1 protein-coding gene and 1 pseudogene are annotated in these 1,774 nt (G+C 69.1%); both read left to right on the top strand.

All coding sequences use genetic code 11. From position 1 onward, the window contains the following. The coding region (locus HUK84_RS16900) for a DNA translocase FtsK (RefSeq protein WP_281362841.1) at positions 1-1,567 on the top strand (1,567 nt) is incomplete at its 5' end. Continuing rightward, positions 1,564-1,774: pseudogene (locus tag HUK84_RS23310) on the top strand (hypothetical protein); the annotation flags it as partial. The gene HUK84_RS16900 and the pseudogene HUK84_RS23310, both read left to right, overlap by 4 nt.

Below are 1,774 nucleotides of genomic sequence, written 5' to 3'. Positions count from 1 at the left end.
ATACCCCCCGCCGCCTGATGCCGGCGCGCCGTGGCAATTGCCGTCGGTCAGGCTGCTGAAGGCCGCGCCGCCGCACGGCCAGACCGGCCCGTCGCAGGACATGCTGCAGGCCAATGCCCGCCTGCTGGAAACCGTGCTGTCCGATTACGGCGTGCAGGGGCGGATCGGCGAGATCCATGCCGGGCCGGTCGTCACGCTGTACGAACTCGAACCCGCGCCGGGCATCCGCTCGGCCCGGGTGATCGGCCTGGCCGACGACGTCGCGCGCTCGCTGTCGGTGCTCAGCGTGCGCATCGCCACCGTGCCGGGCCGCAACGTGATCGGCATCGAGGTCCCCAATGCCCGGCGCGAGACGGTGTATCTGTCCGAGCTGTTCCATGACGCGGCCTGGACCCAGTCCATGTCGCGGCTCAGCCTGGCGCTGGGCAAGGATATTTCCGGCGCGCCGGTCTATGGCGACCTGGCGCGCATGCCGCACCTGCTGATCGCCGGCACCACCGGCTCGGGCAAGTCGGTGGGCGTCAACGCCATGATCCTGTCCCTGCTCTACCGGCTGTCGCCCGACGAATGCCGGCTGATCCTGATCGACCCCAAAATCCTGGAACTGTCGATCTACGAGGGCATTCCCCATCTGATGACGCCGGTGGTCACCGAGCCGGCCAAGGCGGTGGCCGCGCTGAAATGGACGGTGCGCGAAATGGACCGCCGCTACCGCGCCATGTCGCACCTGCAGGTCCGCAATATCGGCAGCTACAACGAACGCGTGGCCGAGGCCCGGATGCGCGGCGAGGTCGTCAGCCGCCGTGTCCAGACCGGCTACGACCCCGAGACCGGCCGCCCGACCTTTGAGGAACAGCAGTTGGCGCTCGACTCGCTGCCCTATATCGTGGTGGTGATCGACGAAATGGCCGACCTGATGATGGTCGCAGGCAAGGAGATCGAGGCCGCGGTCCAGCGCCTGGCGCAGAAGGCCCGCGCCGCGGGCATCCATGTCATCATGGCGACGCAGCGCCCGTCGGTGGACGTGATCACCGGCACCATCAAGGCCAATTTCCCGACCCGCATCTCGTTCCAGGTCATCAGCAAGTTCGACAGCCGCACCATCCTGGGCGAGCAGGGCGCCGAGCAATTGCTGGGGCAGGGCGACATGCTGTACATGCAGGGCGGCGGCCGCATCACCCGCGTCCATGGCCCCTTCGTCGCCGACAGCGAGGTCGAGGACGTGGTCGCCTTCCTGCGCAGCCAGGGCGAGCCGATCTATAACGACGACGTCATCTCGGCCCAGGACGAGGATGGCGGGGGCGGCGGCGGCGGCGGCGGCAAATCCTCGGGCAACGGGCTGAACGGCGGCGGCTTCGACGAGGAAACCAGCCTGTTCGACCAGGCGGTGGCCGTGGTGGCGCGCGAGGGCAAGGCCTCGACCTCGTTCATCCAGCGCCATCTGTCGATCGGCTATAACCGCGCGGCCAAGATCATCGAGCAGATGGAAAAGGAAGGCATCGTCAGCCCGGCGAACCATGTCGGCAAGCGCGAGGTGCTGCTGCGCCGCACCGACGACGACGAATGACCCGCGCCCTGGGACGCTCCCTGGGGCGCCCGCGCCCGGCACCGGGGGCCGCCGCCCCGAAATCCGCGCCGCCGTTTCCGATCCTGTTCCAGGACAGCCGCTTCCTCGTCATCGACAAGCCGGCCGGCCTGCCGGTCCATCCCGGCCCCGCCGGCGGCCCGTCGGTCGAAAGCGCCTTTCCCCTGCTATCCCGCCGCGCGGACGGGC

It is taken from the genome of Nguyenibacter vanlangensis (genome assembly GCF_013376155.1).
Classification (GTDB): Bacteria; Pseudomonadota; Alphaproteobacteria; order Acetobacterales; family Acetobacteraceae; genus Gluconacetobacter; species Gluconacetobacter vanlangensis.
Note: the sequence above shows the minus strand (reverse complement) of the source record. Positions and strands in the feature narration are given on the sequence as shown.